Annotated in this window: 23 protein-coding genes and 2 pseudogenes; all 25 read right to left on the reverse strand. The window is 49.6% G+C overall.

The window, feature by feature from the left end; genetic code table 11:
• Positions 1–665: recombinase family protein (locus IAG03_RS13185; RefSeq protein ID WP_430472467.1), on the reverse strand; the 665-nt coding region annotated here is incomplete at its 3' end.
• Between the two features lie 74 nt (positions 666–739).
• Positions 740–1,246 (reverse strand): annotated as a pseudogene (locus IAG03_RS13190) (type IV secretory system conjugative DNA transfer family protein); the annotation flags it as partial.
• Complete coding sequence (locus tag IAG03_RS13195) at positions 1,233–1,439, reverse strand: hypothetical protein (protein ID WP_016564776.1); 207 nt, start codon at positions 1,437–1,439, stop codon at positions 1,233–1,235. The pseudogene IAG03_RS13190 and the gene IAG03_RS13195, both read right to left, overlap by 14 nt.
• A 10-nt stretch (positions 1,440–1,449) precedes the next feature.
• Complete coding sequence (locus IAG03_RS13200) at positions 1,450–2,337, reverse strand: ArdC-like ssDNA-binding domain-containing protein (protein WP_249320547.1); 888 nt, start codon at positions 2,335–2,337, stop codon at positions 1,450–1,452.
• 6 nt (positions 2,338–2,343) lie between these two features.
• Positions 2,344–3,141 carry a PcfB family protein gene (locus tag IAG03_RS13205; protein ID WP_249320549.1) on the reverse strand — a complete coding sequence of 266 codons (798 nt, stop codon included), beginning with the start codon at positions 3,139–3,141 and terminating at the stop codon, positions 2,344–2,346.
• Positions 3,125–4,507, reverse strand: a complete 1,383-nt coding sequence (locus tag IAG03_RS13210; protein ID WP_249320550.1) for a relaxase/mobilization nuclease domain-containing protein — start codon at positions 4,505–4,507, stop codon at positions 3,125–3,127. The genes IAG03_RS13205 and IAG03_RS13210 overlap by 17 nt, the downstream gene beginning before the upstream one ends.
• Positions 4,498–4,836 carry a plasmid mobilization protein gene (locus tag IAG03_RS13215; protein WP_249320552.1) on the reverse strand — a complete coding sequence of 113 codons (339 nt, stop codon included), beginning with the start codon at positions 4,834–4,836 and terminating at the stop codon, positions 4,498–4,500. The genes IAG03_RS13210 and IAG03_RS13215 overlap by 10 nt, the downstream gene beginning before the upstream one ends.
• 163 nt (positions 4,837–4,999) lie before the next feature.
• Complete coding sequence (locus IAG03_RS13220) at positions 5,000–5,752, reverse strand: DUF3846 domain-containing protein (RefSeq protein ID WP_249320553.1); 753 nt, start codon at positions 5,750–5,752, stop codon at positions 5,000–5,002.
• Positions 5,749–6,711: a toprim domain-containing protein gene (locus IAG03_RS13225; RefSeq protein WP_249320554.1), complete on the reverse strand. Its 963-nt coding sequence runs from the start codon at positions 6,709–6,711 to the stop codon at positions 5,749–5,751. The genes IAG03_RS13220 and IAG03_RS13225 overlap by 4 nt, the downstream gene beginning before the upstream one ends.
• Positions 6,712–6,739: 28 nt before the next feature.
• Positions 6,740–7,054: pseudogene (locus IAG03_RS13230) on the reverse strand (DUF3848 domain-containing protein); the annotation flags it as partial.
• Between the two features lie 103 nt (positions 7,055–7,157).
• On the reverse strand, positions 7,158–7,592 hold the full coding sequence (locus tag IAG03_RS13235; RefSeq protein WP_249320555.1) for a hypothetical protein: 435 nt from the start codon (positions 7,590–7,592) through the stop codon (positions 7,158–7,160).
• A gap of 25 nt (positions 7,593–7,617) precedes the next feature.
• On the reverse strand, positions 7,618–8,094 hold the full coding sequence (locus IAG03_RS13240; RefSeq protein WP_249320556.1) for a DUF3021 domain-containing protein: 477 nt from the start codon (positions 8,092–8,094) through the stop codon (positions 7,618–7,620).
• A gap of 10 nt (positions 8,095–8,104) precedes the next feature.
• Positions 8,105–8,545 (reverse strand): LytTR family DNA-binding domain-containing protein, encoded by a 441-nt coding sequence (locus tag IAG03_RS13245; protein ID WP_249320557.1) that lies wholly within the window; start codon positions 8,543–8,545, stop codon positions 8,105–8,107.
• A gap of 178 nt (positions 8,546–8,723) precedes the next feature.
• Positions 8,724–10,136, reverse strand: coding sequence for a helix-turn-helix domain-containing protein (locus IAG03_RS13250; protein WP_249320558.1), 1,413 nt, complete (start codon positions 10,134–10,136; stop codon positions 8,724–8,726).
• Positions 10,137–10,202: 66 nt separating this feature from the next.
• Positions 10,203–11,135 (reverse strand): hypothetical protein, encoded by a 933-nt coding sequence (locus IAG03_RS13255; RefSeq protein ID WP_249320559.1) that lies wholly within the window; start codon positions 11,133–11,135, stop codon positions 10,203–10,205.
• Positions 11,063–12,994, reverse strand: coding sequence for a recombinase family protein (locus tag IAG03_RS13260; protein ID WP_249320560.1), 1,932 nt, complete (start codon positions 12,992–12,994; stop codon positions 11,063–11,065). The genes IAG03_RS13255 and IAG03_RS13260 overlap by 73 nt, the downstream gene beginning before the upstream one ends.
• A 54-nt stretch (positions 12,995–13,048) precedes the next feature.
• Complete coding sequence (locus IAG03_RS13265; RefSeq protein ID WP_002596259.1) at positions 13,049–13,240, reverse strand: hypothetical protein; 192 nt, start codon at positions 13,238–13,240, stop codon at positions 13,049–13,051.
• A gap of 70 nt (positions 13,241–13,310) precedes the next feature.
• A complete protein-coding gene (locus IAG03_RS13270; protein ID WP_002596258.1) occupies positions 13,311–13,541 on the reverse strand; it encodes a YdbC family protein in 231 nt (76 codons plus the stop codon).
• Positions 13,542–13,586: 45 nt separating this feature from the next.
• Entirely contained in the window at positions 13,587–14,441 is an 855-nt protein-coding gene (locus IAG03_RS13275; RefSeq protein ID WP_002596257.1) for a ParB/RepB/Spo0J family partition protein, read from the reverse strand.
• Between the two features lie 8 nt (positions 14,442–14,449).
• Positions 14,450–15,415: a MobV family relaxase gene (gene mobV / locus IAG03_RS13280; protein WP_002596256.1), complete on the reverse strand. Its 966-nt coding sequence runs from the start codon at positions 15,413–15,415 to the stop codon at positions 14,450–14,452.
• 516 nt (positions 15,416–15,931) lie between these two features.
• Positions 15,932–16,963, reverse strand: a complete 1,032-nt coding sequence (locus IAG03_RS13285; RefSeq protein WP_002596255.1) for an AAA family ATPase — start codon at positions 16,961–16,963, stop codon at positions 15,932–15,934.
• Positions 16,964–17,118: 155 nt separating this feature from the next.
• Complete coding sequence (locus IAG03_RS13290; RefSeq protein ID WP_002596254.1) at positions 17,119–17,592, reverse strand: RNA polymerase sigma factor; 474 nt, start codon at positions 17,590–17,592, stop codon at positions 17,119–17,121.
• 76 nt (positions 17,593–17,668) lie between these two features.
• Positions 17,669–18,100 carry an RNA polymerase sigma factor gene (locus IAG03_RS13295; RefSeq protein WP_002596253.1) on the reverse strand — a complete coding sequence of 144 codons (432 nt, stop codon included), beginning with the start codon at positions 18,098–18,100 and terminating at the stop codon, positions 17,669–17,671.
• Between the two features lie 95 nt (positions 18,101–18,195).
• Positions 18,196–18,705: a sigma-70 family RNA polymerase sigma factor gene (locus IAG03_RS13300; RefSeq protein WP_002596252.1), complete on the reverse strand. Its 510-nt coding sequence runs from the start codon at positions 18,703–18,705 to the stop codon at positions 18,196–18,198.
• Positions 18,702–19,042: hypothetical protein (locus IAG03_RS13305; protein WP_249320561.1), on the reverse strand; the 341-nt coding region annotated here is incomplete at its 5' end. The genes IAG03_RS13305 and IAG03_RS13300, both read right to left, overlap by 4 nt.

Here is a 19,042-nt window from a genome sequence, read left to right on the forward strand (position 1 = left end):
GTGTACGCCGATGGGATAAGCACCTTTTCCTCCGTTAGCTGTCTTGCGATTGCCGGAGGTGTCAAGCTCTCTGCCGCAAGCTCAAAGATGTGTTTTACCACCTGAGAAGCAACAGGATCCACCACTAAGGTCTGCTTATCTTCGGGCAGTCGATTGTAGCCGTAGGGAATACTGCCGGAGCAGCGTTTTCCGTCGCTCATACGGGACAGGAAGATGGACTTTATCTTGTTGCTGGTGTCCTTGGCGTACCACTCGTTCATTATGTTGAGGAATGGGGTGAAGTCGTTATCCTGCGGCTTGTCGCTGTCCACGCTGTTATTGATTGCAACAAAGCGTATCTGCTTCTTGGGGAACAGAATCTCGGTATAAAAGCCGACCTCAAGATAGTTTCTGCCGAAACGGCTCATATCCTTGACGATAATTGTGCCGATTTTCCCGGCTTCGGCTTCTGCAAGCATTGCCTGAAATCCGGGACGGTTGAAGTTACGCCCTGTGTAACCGTCATCGGTAAAATGCTTGATGTTCGTCATACCGCTTTTGCGGGCAAAATCTTCGAGAAATCTCTTTTGATTCAGTATTGAGTTCGATTCGCCCTGCTGCTCATCATCCTTGGACAGCCTTTCATAGAGGGCTGTAACTCTGTTAAAATCCCTGATTTTAGGCACTTTCTGACCTCCTTTCCGTCTTTTATTCGCAGCCATATTCAATGGACTGCTTGCAATATATATCCTAAAACTTCTTTTCCGTTGGGGTCAAGAATCACGAAGCTGGTGTTCGCCTGCATCAGATTCGGTTTGCAATAGAAGCGGGTCTTACCGGCACCGGAGCCGCCGCAGACAAGGGTATTCAGGTTTCGGCGGTGCTTCTTACCATTCAGCCCGATACGGACTGCCTGCGTCATCAGCTTGTTTTCGGACGGTGGGTTCTGCCGGTATTTCTTGTCCACGGCTTTGGCATTGCCCCATTTTGCGCTGCCGTGTTCCTCCCGACGTCGGTAGTTCCTGCGTGTCGAGAAATAGATGCCGATGCCCATTCCATAGCAGAGAAGCAAAACGAGGACAGTTTTTACGCTGTCCTCGCAAAGCTCTATATGAAATGGGTCGCTCATCACATTCATCAAGCTCGGCAGTATCTCCGGCAAGCCACCCTTAACGGATGGTGCAATGAGAAGTCCGAGCCACACAATCGGCAGGATGCCGAGTACGGCGAGAATGATGGAGGTCTGTCTGTCGTTATCTCGATTCACGACAGGAGCAGTCCTTTCTTTCCACTACCTTGAACTTTTTCTTTGGGGCATACCCGACCTTGATGATAAGATCATCCACGGCATCGGTGGATTTGCCCTCATTCATCAGTTCGGTTTTGGTATCGTTCAAAGCTCGAATCACTACGCCGTGTTCATAATCGTCCAAGGCGATGTGATAGCGTTCCTCTTTCATCGCTCACACCTCATCTTTCCTGATCTTTGCTTCGGTCTGCTCGGCGACGGTAGATTTCCTCCGACACACGAGAGCCGATCTCGCTCATCGCAGAACGGGTCTTGGAAAGTTCCGCACGAATTTCTTTGGGGGATTTGCCCGCCAGCTCCTCCGGGATACGGTCAATGGCGAAGTTCTTCACATCCACTCCGAACTTGCGGCAGAGCATATAGCCGACGCAGACAGCAGAGAAGCCCATATCCCTGCGGCTGTATGCTTCGCAGTTCATTGCAAGCTGAGCGTGACCAAGTTCCTGTGCCACGCACTGGCAGAGTGCAACGCTGTTCCCAATGTCCCGCTTGATATAGAGGGTCTGATCCTCGTTCTTATAGAACGCCCTCATATTGGGAGAAGGCAGCTCCTCCACAGTGCTCACATCAATGGGAGCCGTGTCGAGCATAATGGCAACGAGCTTTCGGGGGTCACGATCAAGGGTAGGTGCAGCAGGCTTCTTGCCGCTGGTCTGCGCCACATCGAATACCTTCTTGACATTGTAGGCAATGCCGGTAGAGCTGTCATTCTTGGTGTATTCAACAGGTTCAAGAATGGACAGGCTCTTAGCACCCTTGTTGACCTTCACGCCGTCCTCCTGCCAATCACGAAAATCCTTGAGCTGCGTCGCCTGCGGCTGTTGCTTATAAATGAGCAGGGCGTTGGCGGCAGAGTAGCGATCCATTCGTGCCTGCGTATCGAGATATGCCCTGAACTTGTCGGGGTCACGGACGATCTCAGTAGCGGTATCGTCGATCATCTGATACACGGCATCCTTCTCCGCCTTTTTCTTGGCGGCGTATTCCTCCGGGGAGAGCTGCGGACGAGCCGCAGTCCCGGACTTCTTGGGAGTGAAATTGTTAGTCATAGCTGATTACCTCTCTTTCGATTTCTTATGCTTTTTCGGCTGGGTGTGAACCGTCTGACGGTTCGGTTCGGGAGTCTTGCTTTTCTCCTTGGAAAGCGCAGACTCGGCACGGTCTGCTTCTTTGTCAGCTTTTGCAGCAACCTTGTAGCGCTCCAGCTTTTCTCTCACGGAAGGCTTCTTGTCTGCCTGCTTTGCTGTACCCCGGTCAGTAACCGTACCGCTGATCTCGGAGCTTCGCTCGGACGGAGGGCTTTTTTCCGTCTTTGCGACCGTAGGGTTTTCGTGGGACTGACCTTCTTTCTGCAAAGGCTTTCCCATTGCTTCCTCCACGATGATCTCGCCCTTGGTTTTGGTCGGCACTTCCCGTGCCACCGCTTCACGGTCAGCTTTGTCCTGCTCCGCCTGCGTGATAACGCCTGCCTTATCGACCTTGCCGATCTCAAAGCGTTCCACAATGCGCTGGATTTTGGAAGCGTCCTCTGCACGGGCGATAATATCCACGGGTACATCATCTCCCTTGGCGCTCTTATCTCTCAGGACACAGTAGAGAACGCCATAGCGCTTTGCCTGTTTGGTGAACTGTGCCAAGTCCTTGTTCGGGATAGAAAAGACTTTCAGTTCCTTGCCGGACTTGATCATATTGGTGAGCCGTGCCTTGCCTTTGGTCTGCTGTTCCTGCTTCAACACGGATACAAGAAGCAGGGCGACATTCTTTGCCGCCGATCCTGTAAGTTTTGCGGCAACTTCAAAGCCTTCAAGCGAGAGCCTGACGACCTGCTCAGCCGCATCACCGCCGTTGTTCATAGTTGCGGTTCTCCTTTCGTTTTGATTTTTCTTCCTCTGCTCGGACTGCATCCACCTTTTCCTCGATAACCTTGGAACGGGCGGCGATGTCCTGACAGAGTTTGACCTCCTTGCGGAGTTCCTTTAACTTCTCGCCGAGAAGTGAGATACTTGTCTTTGCCTGTGACAGCTCTGCATCTGTGATGTTCACTTTTCGTATTTCATTTCGGAGGTGCGTTCTGTCGGCAGTTAAGGTCTTGATCTGCTCCTCGACCGAGTGCTGATATGAAAATAGCTGCTCGTCTGTACCGATGTGGTGCTTGCCGAGCAGCGTGACTTGTTTGGTGAGTTCATCTATCTTCATCAGATCCTCTTTGAAAAGATAGTGAACTCGTGCGTGATTCTGTTGTCCTGCCTTGTACTTCGGCAGATAGCCGAGCCGGTAGCAGTAGTAAAGGTACAGCCCATACAGACCGCCGACTTTTCCAATTCTGTCGCTCCGTGTTCTGAGCCGGTATTGCTTCGGTCGGTAGGTTTTAGGCTGAAACGGCTCGAAGTCGATGTTATCACGGTTTTCAATGAGCCGCTGCGTAATGCGCTCTTTGGTGTATTCCTCACCGAGCCTGTGCAATCGGATCGGGCATTCATCACCCTTGCCCCTAATTGTCCAATACTTCCGCTTGTGATTGGAGCCGAGGGTGTATCCCATCTCAGACAGATGATATTCAAGCTGTCGAAGATTGTGGCTCATTGCAATGGCTTCATCCAAGGCGGCACGGGCGAGGTTGTAGCGTGTAGGCATACCGGCTTTGTCCTTTTGGGTCAGATACTTTGCATCGGGATAACGCTCCGGTTCCTTGATCGTGCTGATACCGTACTTTTCACAAATGCGGTCAGCTTCCTTATAGAACTTAAACCACGAGGTATCCCGGCAACGCTTCCCATCGACAAAGGAAACAGAGTTGATGACAAAGTGGCAGTGCAGATGCTCTGTATTCAGATGGGTCGTCACCAACACCTGATATTTCTTGCCCCAAACGGAATTTGCGAACTCCATTCCGATATGCTGGGCAAGCTCCGGTGTGATGTCGGTTTCCTTAAAGCTAAGATAGCCGTGATAGGCTTGGATGCCGTCTGTCTTATCGAACTGTTCCTTGACAGTGACAAACTGCTCACGGGCAATCGCCGGAGTGCAGTTGATCCCCTCACAGAATAATTCCTGCTCGGTTTTCTCGCCGTTTTTTACATAGTTGACAATATCACGAAGCGCCTGATAATCTGCATTGCTGTACTTGGATTTTGCCTTCGTGGTTTTCTCAGGATTGGAAGCGTAGTCGAGAACGGTCGCAAGGCGAACCGTGACCGGCCACAGCTTACTTACTGCCATTTCAGGTTGCTCTCACCGGGACGGAGAAACTGGCGCTCCATATCTGCCTGAAACTTGTGCAGGCGCTCCAGCTCGCTATTCAGTTTCTGTGTGTCGATAAAGCCAAGGGCGTTTGCCTTGACGGAGATCTGATGGATGTTATTGCCGATGGCGGAGAACTCCCGCATCGCATCATAGAAACGGTCGTCGGGTTTTTCCTTTGGCTCATAGCCACGGAGCAACAGACGGACGAGCGCCGCTTCAGAGAGGCAGGTTTTCTTGGCTTTCTTCTGCAAGTCCTGCGCTTCGTCACGGGAAAACCAAAACTGCTTCTTGATCGTTCTTTTCATAAATGGACTTCATCCTTTCTCTTGAAATGTGTGGTGCTTCTTGCACGGGGTATTAGGGCTTCCCCCTAACGAGGCCTTTTTGCGGCGCTTTGAAAAGCGGAGTAAAAAGGCACTGCTCGTTAAGATAATACAGAGCCTTCGGGGAACCCCGTTCTCATTGAGATCAGCGTTCTTTGTCCGCCCTGACGGGCTTAAAAGGCACGGCTACGATCTCATCGTTAACTCTCATAAAGCGTTCGGGATACTTGAATTTCTCACGGTATTTCTCCGCAAGGTCAGGCGGGAGGGACTGGAACTTCTCAGCCTCAAAGGGAGCATAGGCAACGAAAAACTTCCCGCAAATGATGTCCTGCATCTCACGGGAGTTTTCCTCATAAACCGCCCGATTCGGGGGCAGTCCGTTGACCTTGCCCTCCTCATTACAGATGATTGCGACCTCATCTTCAAAGGGCATATATTCCTCAATGTCGCCACCGACAACCGCCTGCATTGCCTCCAAGGTATCGTCGATCTCAATCATCTTGGGGTACTTGTTCGGCTCCACAAGCAGGACGGAAATCTTTCCGCTGCCTGCTCCTACCGGCTCCTTGCAGAGCGATTTGTCGAAAGAAATCGACTTGAACCCGATACTGTCCACGAAGTAGAAGCCGGGATTCAGGGTGTCGCTCTCCCTGATTTCGACTACATCCGACACGGAAAGAGAGCGTCCCTTGTAGTCGGCAGGATGGTCAACATTGAACTTCTGATAGATGCTTTCGAGGGAGATGCAGTCCATTTTGCCGTCATAAACTCTGTCGTAAGCGGCTGCGTTGACTTCCTTAGTGCCTTTGATTTTTTCGAGGGATTCCATTCCGATGAAGCACACATTGGCGGTATCCCTGTCCACATTGATTTGATAAATGCTAAACTCAGTCATCGTTCATTCGTCCTTTCTTTGGTTTTGTTGCGGTGGATACCGAGCTGGAAACAAAGAAAGTCATTGTAGTCCTTGCCGCAGGGCGGAGGGCTGTCAATGACTTCATACTTGCTCGGCAATATGGTTTTCAGCGCAAGGCTGGCTTTTCTCCCGGCATTATCGTTATCGAAGTGCAGGAGAATTTTCTTGATTTGCGGCTTCTCATCGAGGTACTTCACAAGAGCCGCAGGGGTAGTGCTGTCCTCGATTCTCTCCTTGGGCAGATACACACCGGCAAGGGAAACGAGGTTGTCTTTCCGCCAATCTCTGCCCGCCATCTTTTCAAGCGTCGCATAGGAAAGCAGGTCAATGGCGCACTCAAAGAGATGCACCGTGCCGCTGTCGCTGTCTGCGATCCGAAAAGAATAGTGCTTGTCACTGCCGGAGCAGTCACCCAAAACACGGCGGTCATTGGTCGCTCGGTAGGACGCATAGCGAGGGGTATTCTTCTCATCAAATCCTACGCACACAAGATTGCGATACGGCAGGCTCTCGAAAATCAGCCCCTTGTCAATGCAGTATTGGATGATGGCATAGTCGATGCCCCTGCCGAAAAGATACTCTGTAATTCTTTCTGTGGAAGCACTTTTATCCGGCAGAAGCAAGATCTTCGGCTCCGTTTTCTGCTTGGGTTTGACCGTCACCGACGGCATCACCGCCGCCTTTCCCATCAGTGTTTCGACCGCTTCTACAAAAGAACAGCCCTTGACTTTCACAAGATAGTCAAGGGCATTGTAGCCGCCGATGCGCTGTGACCACCACATCCACTTGCCGTTAGAAATCTTCAGGCTGTCGTGAGTGCGGGTGGTATAATTGTTGCCGGAAATGCGGACAAGCTCCTGCGGCTCACAGCTTTGCAGATAGGTCAGCAGGTCGATTTGCCGTGCCTGTTCCACCACCTCCGGGGGGATATACGGCATAAAATCATCTGCTTTCCCGGTGCTGTTTCTTCTCCTGCCGTTGCAGGCTCTTATCCGCTTCCGTTTCGATGGAGTCCCGGATGGTATCCATATGCTCGGTTCCTCTGTCCCGGAACTCCTTATACACATCACTCAGAGGGCAAGGGGAACGAAGCAAAGCCCTTGCCTTTTCCGGCTCAAGCTCCAGCTCCTCCATACACATTACGATGTCCTCCCGCATCGTGTACTCGTAGGTATGGTTGAGGATTTCGGACGGCTCCTGATGCAGTAGCCAGTCCCGGTATTTGTCCTGCTCGGCTTTCATTTTCTCATAAAGTCGAGCGTTGTAATCTGTTTCGTTCATAACGAACACCTCCTTCGAAATAGAAATAGCCGCCTGATTTCTTTTGAAAACCAAGCGGCTATGTACGCTATATTCAGTTCGACAAACTGGAATTTAACCAATATCATTTTGCGTTCTTATACGAAAGCAGAATATGGCTTGGTGCAAACAATATTGCTGCGATAAGCAACAGAATTGATCGACTCATAATTCCACTAAACAAGAACAAAACTGAAGGAATAACAGATAGCGCCAGTGCTCTGAATATGCTGCTCTTCTTAAAGCAAATTATCCAAATTGCACAATATAACACTACTAATATTGTATCCACAATAAGGTATATGGCAAATGCTTCGTCAGACCACCACCCGAACCATGTTCCGGGAATGTTGATTATCATAAAACCAAAGCAGCCAAACCTTCCTATCTGTTCTGCAACCTCAATAAATTTATTGCTCCATTTGTTTTCAAAACCCTCTTTGCATCTAATTGCAAAAATAATATTGGGTATCATAATGACTGCAATCATTATCAGTCCGAATATATTTAACCAGTCCATATACTCCTCCGCAAATTCCGATTTGTCATTCTGATTTAAGAATATTATCGTTATTATCTTTAATGCCTTCGTTCATTTTCTTAATCTTCCTTTTCCACACAAAATACTGAGCTACCCAAGTAGCGAGAAAGATCGCTACGAATATACCTACATAAGACAGAATTCCACCGGTCGAATGGGGCATCCAGTTGGCAAAATAAGAGATGGGGAACATAATCACGCAAGCAATTGCAAAATAAAACCCGCTTTGCTTTGCAAGACTCCACGAATCAATTTCCCAAATAACCGAAGCCATTGCAAAGCCTGTGCCCATTATTCCGCTCAGACCGGTTTGAATGAGAATCGCATTTAATTCGCTCCCCATTTTATTCGCAAGCTCCAGAGTGACCGGATGGAAGAAGCCATCCCCAATACAGATTGAGATAATCACCGTAATGACATATCCGATTGCAATGCCAACAGGGAAACCAATTACTCCTCGTCCAATCAGTTTTTTCTTCATTTCTGCCACCTCACATTCCTAACAGTTGTTTGATTTTGGCGACGGATCGCCGTGAAACATAAGTAACCGTACCGTTTGAAAGCGTAATGCAAATTGTCCCGGCAAAGCTCAAATCAAAGCTCTTGACCTTTCTCAGATTGATAATGTCCGAGTTTGATATTCGGACAAAAGTCCTGCTGTCAAGCCGTTGTTCCGCCTCATATAGCCTGAGACGGAGCGCATACTCGCCGTGATTTGTCTCGGCAAACACCTTGCCTGATTCGGCAAAAACACGGTAGATTTCAGACGGTTCCAGAACCTCGACCACATCCTCCCTAAAGCCGGCAATGACCTGCGGCTGCTCGTCTGACAATCTTTTTATGACGGCATTGACTTCATCGGTCATTTTGTCCGTCATCACGATGATTTTTAGCTCTTTGCATTTTTCGTCTATCTTGATTTCAATTTGCATCGGTTCACCTCCTCGCTACGGTTACAGTATAGGAAAATCAAGAACCGATTTCTACCGATTCTCGATAGGTGGTTGTTTTAGGAACATAGGTGGTAATTTTTACGGGAATCTCATACCGGTCTATATGGGCGGCTGATATGCGTCTGCGGTATGGGGTTGCTCCCATACCGCAGACGGATTATCTTTCCGGTTCGTTTTTGCGCTTTGTACTTCTCTGAACCGGAATGGAGAGCAGCTCTCTTGTGCGCTCGACCAGCTGCTTTTCAATGGCTGTCAACCGCTGCTCCGGCAAATTGAGGGACGGATGACGGATGAACTTGAAGTCCACCATTCGCCGCAGCTGCGCTTTCTGCTTTGCGCCCATTACCTCTTTGCACACATCCTCATAGGAAATGCGGTAGGGATTGGAACGGGTCTTTGCATACGCATGCAGGTTCTTGAAATCGTCCGGCATCGCATAGTTGAACAGCGACAAGCCGTTATCGAAGATGGGGGCAGGGGCGATAATTTCGCCCGTGTGATTGTTCCGCAGCAAGCCGAAATTGCCGAAGTGTCTGTCCTCATTGTAAATCAGGGCGTCGAAAACCAGCATACTGCAAAGCTGCTCATAGAACTCGTCGCCCAAGGTCTTGTAATAATCAAGGCAGGCTTTCAGTGTCGACTTGCGGAGAATACGCCCGATAGGGACGAAAGAAGTATCAATATCCGTGAACAGCCGGCACTTGGAGGCAAGGATACCTTTCCAGTTTTCCAAGTCGTACTGTACGCAGCCGATGCCCATTTTGTCTGCGATCTGACAGGCATAATACTCGCTGTACGGCTCGTTTCCGGTGTTCGCAGCGCCCTCCGTGCCGCCCTTATACAGATAGATGCCGTCATCCTCCACAAAGCGCCAAGCCTTCCGCAGCATACCGTTGGTGGTCAGCTCCGGCGAGGTGGAGAATGCCTCCCGACTGCCTCCCACGCCGGTATAAGCCACCAGCGACAGCGCTTCGGAGAAGCGGTTTTCATAGAGGTTATAATCGGCATACTCGCCGTCAAAGTCGGCGGGGACGACCCAATAGCTATCGTTGAGGGACAGCCCCATACAGACATCAATGATGCCCTTCGTGTTGTTTACGCTCAGCCCCAGCGTCTTTAAGATCTCGTCTACAAACTGCCGGTTCTTCGGAATCACCCGCCGTTCCAGCCACTTCACAACGCCCTCGTTTGTCAGCTCCAAGTCGAGGGGAAACAGCTTTTGCTTTGCCGTTTCGGTGTGAAGAATCGTCGCCTGCAAGCCCTCCAAGCCTCTTTCCTCCAGCGTGAAGGTCAGCAGTGTTTCATCATAAAGGCGCAGGCTATATTCTTTTTCCATTGTGCTGCTCCTTTCCTCAAGCATTACGGACACATCCTTGTCAAGTGCCTCTGCGATCTTGAGCATCAGGTCAAGGGAGAGGTTTTGCGTTCCTTTTTCGATGCGGCAGATGTTGGAACGCTGAGTTCCGATCCGCTTTGCAAGCTGCTCCTGCGACAATCCTTTTTCCAGTCTTGCCTGCGTCAGCTTCTGCACAATGCTCTGCCTTGCCGCCAATAGTTCCTTTTCGGTCATACAAAACCCTCCCTTCTGATCCACTATAACGTTATCGTATATGATAACGATTGTCAAGAGGTTCGGCTATCTTTCCAAGTCCCTCGGTTTCTTTTCGGGCGGTTCTTCACCCTCATCGGGTTCGCCGCCGACGATCTCGTTCTCACGCTTACCCACATTGAGCAGGGCATTGAGTTCGTTCAGCCGGTCGGTCTTGGCTTTCAATTCTTTCTCCTGCGGGAAGGGTCTTTCCACATCGACCTTCGCAGTTTCAAATTGCTTTTTGATGTTGTCAAGCTCCATTTCGTTCATCTCCAAACGCTTTGGAAGCCCCTCCAGCGCATTGTCCAAGCGGGTGATATTACCGAAGGTGTCCGTGCCGAGGGGTACGGGATAGCCAAGCTCACCCTTGAGCCGCACTTTGTATTCTCTTGCTTCAAAGTACAGCTCCATCGTAAAGCCACGGTACTCACCGAGGGGGACGGGGTCGGGATTTGTCATTGCCTTACACGCCTCCAAGATGGCGTTGCCGGCATCCGCTTTCTCTGAATAGAAAGCACCCTTGACCGTCATACCAACAAAGGTTTCATCAGACGGCTTCGGGTGCTCTGCCACTCTTTCCATATCGGATTTTAATCCCGCAATTACATCCGTCCGCCGTGCGATCTCCTGCGGATAGAACTTGATGATCTTATCCTCCAAAGCATATTTTTCAGAGAGGAAGCTGGACTTTAAGAGCCGCAATTTCTGAACCTGAATGTCCAAGTCCATCTTCTCTTTGATGTGGGGATTGCCGGTCGCCAGCATCTTGATTTCAGCGTAAGACAGTGCGGTTTCGTCAATATCCTCGCAGGATCGCACCGGCGATTTGCTGGTCATTATCTGCGAAGCGAACTTCTGCTTGCCTTCCACGAGCTGATACAAGTAGGCATCAAAGGTTTCCTCCGTCACGAAACGGTAGATGTGAACCTCTGCATTTTCGTTGCCTTGCCGGATACTTCTGCCGAGCCGCTGTTCCAAGTCAGTCGGTCATTTTTTGCGGACAGTTCAATACATGCCTGTCTGTTTCGCTCCCTGCTCCTGCGTTTGCTCTCGTTTGATTTCTCCCTCTGTATCTTCTTGGCACAAGCAGGACAATACTTCGATATGCCAGAGCGGGGAACATATTCAACACCGCACACCGTACAATTCTTAGGCTTTAACGCAGTCCACCGCTTTGTCGGTGTGATATGTAATTCACCGACAAAGCCGATGAATTTATAATAAATCTTGATTTCCTGCCGCACCATTCCGTCTGTAAGTTTCTCACGTTCCGAAACAAGTATCTTGTCTATAAGTGCGTTTATGATGGTTGCGTCCAGTTCCTTAATGCCTTGATAGTTGCGGATTAGGGAGAGGAAATCACGGACACCCTGCGTCTTCTCATAGCTGTCGCTGAGCGTTTCCGTTACCTCTTTCAGCCTTGCTTCAATTTCAAGCTGTTCTTTCTGGTATTTTCCCGACATCATCTCAAAATTCCGCTCGGTAATACGCTCCATCACCTTATCTTCATAGAGTGAGGAAAACAGCCTGTCCAGTTCTGCAAGGCGTTTGTTCAGTTTTCTTTGCTCCTTTTCCAGTGCCTTTGCCTTGCTCTGGTCTGTTTCCGTGAGCCGCTTTTCAATCGCCCTCACTGCCTTTTCATCATTGACTGCCATATCCGCAAATCGGTTGATGTCGGTGAGGACAGCGTTGAACAAGTCCCTCGCTTCAATGCTGTGTGCGGTACACATGATATTACCGTATCTGCCATAATTATTGCAGGAATATTGTACGCAGTCGATGATGTCGGGGCGTTTCCTCCTGTTGGCACTCATAGCCCGCATCGCATAGCCGCAGTCCGCACACTTAATAACGCCTGCAAAGATGTTCTCAAAGCCGCCCTTGTTTTCTGGTAATCTGCGGCTTGTAATAAGCTGCTGTACGGTATCAAATTCCTCCTGCGTGACTATCCCCTCATGGGTGTCTGGTATCACTTCCCATTCTTCGGGCAGCTTAGAGGGGCGTTTCTTGCTTTTCATGTTGGCGGCAATCCGCTTGTAGCCTGCAAGGTTTCCCGCATATATCGGGCTTCTTAAAATGCCCCTTACGCTGTTCTCGCTCCAAATATAACGGTTCTCCTCATTCTCCTCAAAATACCTCTCATAGCCTGTTGCCCCCTGCTCCGCCGCATAAGCGGCGGGGCGTAAGATATGCTGTTTGTTGATGTGCTTGCGGATTTTGGCGATTCCGTTGCCCGCTAACGCAAGGTCAAATATTTCCCTTACCACATGGGCAACTTTGTCATCTATCAGCAGATGGTTGTGGTCGGCGGGGTCTTTGACGTAACCGTATGGTGCTGTCGTCCCCATGAATTTCCCCTGCTGAAACCTCGCTCGGTACGCCGATTTTATCTTGACCGACACATCGGCGGAATACATTTCGTTTAGGATGTTGCGGAAAGGCGTGATGTCCATAGCGGATTTATTGAGCGTGTCCACGCCGTCATTGACCGCTATATACCTCACATTATGCTCTGGGAAAAACACTTCCAGATACAGTCCGCAATCAAGATAGTTCCTCCCCAGACGAGATAAATCTTTCGTGATAACGCAGTTTATCAGACCGCTTTCAATGTCCTTAATCATGTTCTGGAAACTTGGTCTTTGGAAATTTGTACCAGAGTAACCGTCGTCCACATACGTTTTTGCTAAGTGCCATCCCTGCTTTTTCACATAATCCGTGAGGATGGATTTCTGTGTCGCAATGCTCGCACTCTCGTTATCCGTGCCATCGTCTTTTGACAAGCGGCAGTACATGCCGACTTCATAAATCTTGTTCTCCATTCTTATTCCTGCCATACTGTAAAACCTCCATATCTGTCCTATCTGTTTTCATGTTCCATTGCGTACATTCTAAGCGGACAGCCCCTCATTGTCGAAGGTGTCGCCCTCGGCAATCTTCTTCCGAATATCCTCGGAAATAATCGGGATAAACGCTTCTGTGACTGTCTGCGTGCCGACATATTCACGGCTGATTATCATCTGAACTGGTGCTTTCGGCACGATACGCTTTCTCTTTTTATCTGCTTTCTTATCCTCGCCCATACTTAAATCTTCCTTTCCAGACAGGGCAGGAGAACGTCTGGAAACGCCCCGCCCTGTCAATCAGATACCATCAATCCCCGCTGTTTACTTCTTTCTGTAATGCTTCAAGGAGTGCTGCTGCTTCATCAGCGTTCAACGTGATACCCTTTCCGCACTTCTCACGGTTCGGGGAAAAGCTGCGGATGTCATATTTCGGCTCTCTTCCGTTCCATGAGATAAGATTGATTTCTTTTGTGTAGCCGCTGTCGCCCTTAGACAATACGGCGATTTCCTTTACAATCTCATACTGGATTTCTTTCATTCTTCATACCTCAATTTTCTGCATTTACCTCCCGAAAAGAGAAGATTAGCGGCTGTCCCTGCCCCGTTTCCTCTGCAATTCACGCTCCAAAAGTTTAATGATGGTTTCCTCCATCTGCTTCGGCGTTGTGTTCTTCGGAAAATACTTTTTCAGCTTGCTTGTGTTGATTTTCAAGGTTTCTTTCTGGTTTCCCTTTTCCTCCGTCATAATTGCAAATATCGTATCCATGTCAAGCCGCCCGCTCTGGCTTAGGCTTTTCATCCGCTGTGCCTGTGAGAGTGAGGGCGTTGCTTCTTCGCTCTCCATCGTGGCAAAGAGGTTTTCCTGCTCGTCTTTCTTCAAAAAGGACAGTTCCACCGCAGGCGTGAGGGCGATTTTCCCCTCGTCCACCATCCGCAAAATCGGCGGTATCAGTTCCGTCAAACGGATAAATCTTTGTACGGTCATCCTGCCTACGCCGAAGCCCTGTGCCACCTTGTCGTCCGTCCGCAACTTCGTCACAACTTGTGACGAGGTTAAGTCTGTGCGGAAACCCTGCCGCTTCATGGCTTCGGATTTCATCTTGTAGGCAAACGCCCGCTCTGATGGCAGGATATTCTCACGCTGTAAATTACTGTCTACAAGGGTGATGATGGCTCGGTCACGGTCTAAGGGCAGGACAAACGCAGGCACGGTATTTATCCCTGCAAGTTCAGACGCACGGACACGCCGCTGCCCTGCAATCACTTCATAGCCGTTCCCGTCCTCTTTCGGGCGTGTGATTATCGGCGTGACAATGCCAAATTCCTTGATGCTTTCCGCTAATTCTGACAGCGTTTCATCCTCTGCCACATGAAACGGATTGTCGGGAAACGGGTACAAGTCTTTGGTCTTTAACACCTTAAAATCCTGTTTCTTCATTCACATATCTACCTTTCTTTCGCTCTGCTTTTATGGTTTTTCTGCAATTCTTCCAACACTTCGGGCGGTATCTTTGAGAGCAGCCGCCCCATCTGCTCGTTGGTTCTCTGCAACTCAAATATCTTCTGGTTCGCTTTCTGCACCTTTAGTTCCTGCTCATACTTTTCATCACGCATACGCCCCGCATAGTCTGATTCCTGCCCGATTTGCTCCTTTAGGCTATTGATATAGGCACTCTGCTTACTGATTTCCTTTGAGAATTTCTCCACGTCTGGGAGCCATGCCGCAATCAGTTCCAGAGCCTTGTCACGCTTCTTCCCTGCATTAAAGGCGTTGATGTCGGACAGTGCAGACACAATTTCCTCATACTGTTTATCAAGCCTGCCGCCCAACTTATAGAGCCATGTGGGGACATGTTTCCGCTTCGTTTCCATTGAGGACTGACCTCTTTCAAGCTGATTCCACCGTGAGGACATCCGCTCATGGTAGGCGGTCTGCCATTCGGACAGGCTCTTTTGATTGCCTAAAATTGTTTTGGCAGACAGCTTATTGTCTGGTGTAATCGGCACAAAACAGAGGTGCATATGCGGCGTTCTCTCGTCCATGTGGACGACTGCGGAGAGGATATTTTTCTCCCCGACACGCTCTGAAATGAAATCCAGAGCCATCGTAAAATACGCTTTCTGTTCTTTGGGCGGCAGGCTGTTCATAAATTCTGGCGAAGCCGTGATAAGCGTTTCCACCATCATCACGCTATCTTTCCTCGTCCTGCACCCTGCTTCGGCTACCATGCGGTTAATCTCTTTCTTGTAGGTGTACCTCGGCGGATTCACAAGATGGTAGTTATCTTTCGAGCGTTCCATATCTATATCTGGATTGCTTTTATAGGCTTCTTTTTTACGCTCGTTGTGGCGTTCGCAAGCCGCAACGCCGCCCGCTTTGCGTTTCTGGAAACGCAGGATTGCATAGGGCATAATTCATCATCTTCCTTTCTTCGGCGGGTAAACTGCCCTTTGGGTGACAGCGGTGACGGCGGTGACAGCAGTTTTGGGATACCCCCTACCGACTGCCTCAACTGTCACCCTTATTCCCTGCATGACGGTCATGTCGATGATGACGGTGTTTTTGGAATACCCCCTCGCAAGAGCCGTCACCGTCATGCTGCCATTCTTTTATCCGAAGCGTGGAGCGTAGGATAAGCAGGGCGTAAGACCTGCCATAAGGGAGTCCAGAGGGAACGTCTGGCACACGACTTTGCAGGGCAAAGTGTAGTGTGTTACACCCTGTAAACGCAGTCGGAAAAATCGGAAGGATTTTTCTGACCGCAGGGGTGGTTTTACACGCCGAAAAGGGCGGGTAAATCCTACGCCTGCACTTTGCGTTTACGGGGTGTTCTCCCGCAGGGATGACAGCGGCAGGGTATCCTAAAATCACTGTCACCGCCGTCACCGCTGTCACCCGCAGGGCAGAGTCGCCAGCTTTACACGGCTTTAAGCGTCAATGACAGTAACAGGGGGTATCCCAATATCGCTGTCACCACCGTCACCGCTGTCACCCGCCCGCTTTGCAAGCGAAATCTGCCTGCCGTGTTTTTTGCGGCTGTACTGATAAACGATATGGTTCTCATTTAAAAATGTGGTGCGGTATTCATTGAGCCATTTCGTAATCACCGTGGGTATGGTTTCCGTTTCCCTCATAGCGGCTAACAGCTCCGTTGCCGTGCCTGCCCATTCTTCCTTATCCCTCATAAAATCCACCAACCGAAAAAGGACGTCTGGTATCGTTTCTTTCGCAAGCTGCTCCTGCGTTTTTCTCTCCACAAGTTCCCAACTGCAATCACGGAAACGCAGCGTGTATTCCTGATAGGGCGTGTCCCTGCCCGTCACATACAGCTTGGCGGTGTCGGATGCCCGTTTCTCCTTTTCCAGAACAAAGGTAGCGTCCGCACTCCCCGTTAAGCCTGTCGTCCCAGACACCTTGTTGAACACATCGCTGTCATTCTGCTTTCGGATGTGGTGTACGACAATGACCGCCAATGAATGCCTGTCGGCAAAGTCTTTGATTAGTGAGATGTCCCCATAGTCGCTTGCGTAGGCATTGTCTTTTGAAGCTGTACGGACTTTCTGCAAAGTGTCAATGACAATAAGCCTGCTGTTTGGGTAATCTTTCAGATAATCTTCAAGCTGCACGATAAGACCGTCTGACAGCTTGCAGCTTGCCACGGCAAAGTGAAGCCGCCTGCTCGCTTCGTTCGTCAATCGGAACAGCCTGTCCTGTATACGGCAGAACGTGTCCTCAAGGCAGAGGTAAAGCACGTCGCCCTCCATTGTCGGCATATCCCACAAGGGAAGTCCCTGCGACACGCATAAACATAGCTTCAGCATGAGCCAGCTCTTTCCTATCTTCTGTGAGCCGCAGAACAGCGACAAGCCTGTGGGGATAAGGCTGTCCACCACAAAGGACGGCTTCTCAAGCGGTTCATAAAGGAGCGTTTCGGCGTTGACTGTCTGTAACTTCTGCATGGCTTTCCTCCTTTCGGGCGGTGTTTTTGTTTTCGTTGCACATAGGCGTTGACCTCCTTAAAAATAGATTTACTCCCACGAAGAAAAAGTGAGAGTATGTAATGCCGCCAATCCCACACAAATAAAAAACAGATTTCTTTTTCGGGCGGTGTCGGTCACGGTTGGAGATACTTCCTCATTTCCGCCTTTACTTTCTCCTTTGCAATCGCAACAGATTTCTGTATTGCCGAAGCGGTGCAATGCTCCATAGCGGCGATTTGGTAAAAATTGAACTCATACTCGTAGTAGAGCAGGAAACGCCGCCTTTGTATCTCTGGCAGTCCGTCAACCGCCTTACAGAGCAGTTCTGCCCGTTCTGCCTCAATCATTTGTTCCTCTATGCTCTTAGGCAGCTTCAACGCCCGCCTGTTCAGCGTTTCGTCCCATACTTCCGAAAACTCCCTGTGCCGCTCGTCCCATTGGAGGAGATTCCTGTTCCTGCGTTCCATCTGCCGAAACTCCATAAAGAACTGTTCCGACACTTCCAACTCGTGGGATTTGCCCTGCCCGTCCTTAAAGCTGATAAAATACCTTGTGCCGCTTTCCGTGGATTCCTCCCGAAGCGTGTACGCCTTAACTCTGTATGCCATCCCGCTTGCCTCCTGCAAAAAATAAGTGAGGGGATTTCCATCCCTCACCCAGTAGCCCGCAGGACGGCAGGCTGTTTTAGACGCTATAAAATTTTCGTAGCTTCTTCCGCAGATGGTCTAACCTCGCATAGATGGCACCAGTCGTCAAATGCACGAGCGGGGCAATCTCCTTTGTGGAATACCCCTGCATTTTCAGCAGGACGATTTTCAAGGTACGCCCGTCCACCGCGACTAATACTTGATAGAGATTTTCGCTCTCAATCTCGTCCAGTAACTCCGCAACCGTACCCACTTCCGTCTGCCGCTCCCTGTCTGCCATGTCCTCAAGGTATTCCGCAATGTCATTCGTCCATCGGTAAAACCGCCTGTTGGAATTGAAGTCTGCCCTGTCCGCAATGCGTATCTGCTCAATGGTCGCTTCATCAACGCCGCACTCACGCAGCAGCTTTTCCTCCGCTTCTTTCCAGATACGCCATTTCCTGTCCTCCCGTCCGTGGTTATATGCCATGCTTCTTTTCCTCCAATCAGAATTGATTGAGAGGGCAGAGAAAAACCCCCTCATTTTCCCAAAGGAAAAAACAAGGGGGCTGAACGCCTTAAATTTTAATTTTCTATTATCTTTCTTAGTTTTCTTAGGATTCTGGCTTTGCGTTTGTTCACAACGCTCTGGGTTATGCCGAACCTCGCCCCGACTTCACGCTCAGAAAGTCCGTCAAAAAAGATTGCCTGTATCAATTCCTGTTCACTATCCGACAGCAAAGGCAGGGCGGCTTTCAGCCTGTCCACCATAACCGCATTGACAACGGTTTCCGCAATGTCTGCCGCTTCATCAGCGATAAAGTCTAAAGGCTTCCCCTCGCTGTCCGTAAATCCATCCAGAGAAAGCAGGCTGTTCTTCGTATCTAATTTTTTCAGATAACGCCACCGTTCCTTATCTCGGTAGAAGTCCGTGTATTGCTCCCTCACGACTTCAAGCAGACAGCCTTGAATGGGGATAAACAGCTTGTCCATATAGGTCTGGTCGGATTCCCTGCGGCGGCAGAAATCCGTATAGGACAGTTCCACATATCTGCCGCTTTCCTTGATATATACCTTTCTCGGTGCGTATTTCACTGTAAGTACCTCCCATCTGAATTTTTGAAATGTTCAAAATCCAGATGGAGAGGTGGCGAACGACACCTAACACCACTAATAGCCCTATGGCACTTTCCAACAAAAATCGACAAAAGAAAAACCGCAAAGGCTCTATGACCTTTACGGTTATGGGAAATATTAATTCTGTTGTATGGAGATTGTACTTCTACATTCAAGGCAGGAAGTGCCGTTGCATAGGCAGAAATTTTTTTAACTGGTTTCCTGCCGTTCTCTGATATGCTATGTATTGATAAATTTTGCTTCGTATGAGCAGATAGATAACTGCCCGAAAAAAGGACATAAAAAAATCCCTCCA

Origin of the sequence: Yeguia hominis (assembly GCF_014384705.1) — a bacterium.
Taxonomy (GTDB): domain Bacteria; phylum Bacillota; class Clostridia; order Oscillospirales; family Acutalibacteraceae; genus Yeguia; species Yeguia hominis.

What these genes read in the sequence shown, in the direction of transcription:
- IAG03_RS13195 (WP_016564776.1), bottom strand. Translation starts at nt 1,439, where the DNA reads ATGAAAGAGGAACGCTATCACATCGCCTTGGACGATTATGAACACGGC.
- IAG03_RS13200 (WP_249320547.1), bottom strand. Translation starts at nt 2,337, where the DNA reads ATGACTAACAATTTCACTCCCAAGAAGTCCGGGACTGCGGCTCGTCCG.
- IAG03_RS13205 (WP_249320549.1), bottom strand. Translation starts at nt 3,141, where the DNA reads ATGAACAACGGCGGTGATGCGGCTGAGCAGGTCGTCAGGCTCTCGCTT.
- IAG03_RS13210 (WP_249320550.1), bottom strand. Translation starts at nt 4,507, where the DNA reads ATGGCAGTAAGTAAGCTGTGGCCGGTCACGGTTCGCCTTGCGACCGTT.
- IAG03_RS13215 (WP_249320552.1), bottom strand. Translation starts at nt 4,836, where the DNA reads ATGAAAAGAACGATCAAGAAGCAGTTTTGGTTTTCCCGTGACGAAGCG.
- IAG03_RS13220 (WP_249320553.1), bottom strand. Translation starts at nt 5,752, where the DNA reads ATGACTGAGTTTAGCATTTATCAAATCAATGTGGACAGGGATACCGCC.
- IAG03_RS13225 (WP_249320554.1), bottom strand. Translation starts at nt 6,711, where the DNA reads ATGCCGTATATCCCCCCGGAGGTGGTGGAACAGGCACGGCAAATCGAC.
- IAG03_RS13235 (WP_249320555.1), bottom strand. Translation starts at nt 7,592, where the DNA reads ATGGACTGGTTAAATATATTCGGACTGATAATGATTGCAGTCATTATG.
- IAG03_RS13240 (WP_249320556.1), bottom strand. Translation starts at nt 8,094, where the DNA reads ATGAAGAAAAAACTGATTGGACGAGGAGTAATTGGTTTCCCTGTTGGC.
- IAG03_RS13245 (WP_249320557.1), bottom strand. Translation starts at nt 8,545, where the DNA reads ATGCAAATTGAAATCAAGATAGACGAAAAATGCAAAGAGCTAAAAATC.
- IAG03_RS13250 (WP_249320558.1), bottom strand. Translation starts at nt 10,136, where the DNA reads ATGACCGAAAAGGAACTATTGGCGGCAAGGCAGAGCATTGTGCAGAAG.
- IAG03_RS13260 (WP_249320560.1), bottom strand. Translation starts at nt 12,994, where the DNA reads ATGGCAGGAATAAGAATGGAGAACAAGATTTATGAAGTCGGCATGTAC.
- IAG03_RS13265 (WP_002596259.1), bottom strand. Translation starts at nt 13,240, where the DNA reads ATGGGCGAGGATAAGAAAGCAGATAAAAAGAGAAAGCGTATCGTGCCG.
- IAG03_RS13270 (WP_002596258.1), bottom strand. Translation starts at nt 13,541, where the DNA reads ATGAAAGAAATCCAGTATGAGATTGTAAAGGAAATCGCCGTATTGTCT.
- IAG03_RS13275 (WP_002596257.1), bottom strand. Translation starts at nt 14,441, where the DNA reads ATGAAGAAACAGGATTTTAAGGTGTTAAAGACCAAAGACTTGTACCCG.
- mobV (WP_002596256.1), bottom strand. Translation starts at nt 15,415, where the DNA reads ATGCCCTATGCAATCCTGCGTTTCCAGAAACGCAAAGCGGGCGGCGTT.
- IAG03_RS13285 (WP_002596255.1), bottom strand. Translation starts at nt 16,963, where the DNA reads ATGCAGAAGTTACAGACAGTCAACGCCGAAACGCTCCTTTATGAACCG.
- IAG03_RS13290 (WP_002596254.1), bottom strand. Translation starts at nt 17,592, where the DNA reads ATGGCATACAGAGTTAAGGCGTACACGCTTCGGGAGGAATCCACGGAA.
- IAG03_RS13295 (WP_002596253.1), bottom strand. Translation starts at nt 18,100, where the DNA reads ATGGCATATAACCACGGACGGGAGGACAGGAAATGGCGTATCTGGAAA.